The sequence below is a fragment of the Herbiconiux daphne genome, assembly GCF_024979295.1.
GTDB lineage: Bacteria > Actinomycetota > Actinomycetes > Actinomycetales > Microbacteriaceae > Herbiconiux > Herbiconiux daphnes.
The window spans coordinates 1-1,819 of record NZ_JANLCJ010000064.1 but is presented as its reverse complement, the minus strand read 5'-3'; the positions used below and the strand labels follow the sequence as shown (position 1 = coordinate 1,819).

Sequence of the window (1,819 nt, the reverse complement as noted above, 5' to 3'; positions counted from 1 at the left end):
TGCGTTTCATAATTTTAATTCCTAAATTGAATGGGTTAGTTAACAGTTGATTGAAAGCCAATCATAAAGGGCACTCGTTAGCGCCCTTGAGTTTAGCTTTCGGATTAAGCCGCTTTCTTAACAGCTTTTTCCTGTTTGATCTGGTCAACTACAACGCTGATTTGATCCTCGCTTGCATCCTTGATGCCTGCTTTCTCAAGGCGTTTAACCGCCTCATCTTTCATCGCAGCCAGCGCCTTATCTTCTTTCGCTTTCAGAGCGGCAGCGGCTTTATCAGCTTTCGCTTTCTCGTCAGCGTCAGTTTTACGCTTAGAGGCGGCATTGTAGAAGGTTTCGATCGTATCCATGATCGCTTTCTGCTCATCGGTCAGAGTCTGACCAGCGAAAGCCTTGATCATCGCGCCGACTTTAGATACAAACGTTGCGTCGAAGTCAAACTCTTTTTCACCAGCAGCGCCACCAGCGGAAGCGTTACGGAAGTATTGAACATCATCGAACCAGGCGAACACGTTCAACGCATAGTCAAACACTTCTTTTTCGCCGGACTCGTTGCGAACTACAGCACCACGCGGCAGGGAAACGCCTTTATCATCTTTAGCCGTACCGATGAATTGAGCGAATACGGTTACGCGTCCAGCGTCGCGTTTCTCATCTTTCGCTTTCTGCTCTTTCTTAGCAGTTTCGAAAGCGGCAACGGTTTTGTAATCCTTTTGCGCCAGGCCTAAATAACCTTTAGCAATGCGGCCTAACACGTCGAAAGACACGATACGGCCTACGTTACGCGGTTCAACATGGAACGGGGTAAGATCTTTCAGGAACTGGAAAATCACTTTCAGATCGCGAGGGTTAGCGGCTAACACCTCATCACGCAGTTTTTCGATCAGGGTGTAATCACCAGTTTCGATAGCGTGAGCAACGGACGAAACCAGGGCAGACGAAACGCCTTCTTTGTAAGCGCCGGATTTAGTGGAGATTGCAGCAACCAGGGCAGCGATTTTGTTTACAGATTTTTCGATACGAATAGCCATGATAATTTACCTTTTTCAGTTGTTAAAAGATTTTAATTTAATTCACTACATTTAGTTTAGCGGATAACACTATTTTTAATGCTATCTGATAAACAAGCCGCTTGCTTTCGTCACAATCCTTTTTATCGGAAGGTATCAGACAAGCGGCGAATTTACCGCCGATTTGTTAGGAAGTTTTCAGCGTTACGGCCTATAAAGAAAGCGCCCGCCGGATTCCAGTTTCTCAAACGGCGATCCCTTATGGGATCATCAATTTGACGGCCTCAATAGTAACTTTCTGCCTTGCTCCTGGTTACTTCTCATCACACTACCATTTATTAGCTTAACAGCCTGTTAACTCGCGTTAACCGCTTATCTTGCTTATCCACTATCTAAGCTGGTCTAACCTTTCGGCTAGATACTAACACGTAATACCCTGCAATTACTGGTTATTCTCCGCAATCAGAGTTTTTAGCCGCCTTGCTGATGGTTGCCCTACTAACGACAATGAAACATCGTTTTCGACTTCTCCACCACGGCTAACCGTTCACTAATCAGATAGAACCTATTTACACCGCGCCAAATTGATAAAGATATCTTTAACAATCTCAAAAGGTTGTAGGTTGTCACACCGTTAACCGCTCTCACTTTCTGCCCGTTTCACTCTACCATGTTCACACCTTAGACGATTCGCCCCCTCAATGACAGGGTAAAGGCTATCGAATAAAACCAGGTGATCACACTTAAAAGTTACTTTAAGCCGGACGATTCAAGCGGGGCGCTACATTATCGCGCTTTGCTTGCCTCGCCTT

The 1,819-nt window shown here is 45.5% G+C and carries 1 protein-coding gene; it reads right to left on the bottom strand.

All coding sequences use genetic code 11. The annotated features are described in order from the left end of the window. Nucleotides 1-104 precede the first annotated feature (104 nt). A complete protein-coding gene (locus tag N1032_RS22855) occupies nt 105-1,028 on the bottom strand; it encodes a hypothetical protein (RefSeq protein ID WP_259542612.1) in 924 nt (307 codons plus the stop codon). Between the last annotated feature and the right edge of the window lie 791 nt (nt 1,029-1,819).

Bases quoted from the DNA above. Each gene is read 5' to 3' on its own strand.
- N1032_RS22855 (WP_259542612.1), bottom strand. From the start codon at position 1,028: ATGGCTATTCGTATCGAAAAATCTGTAAACAAAATCGCTGCCCTGGTT.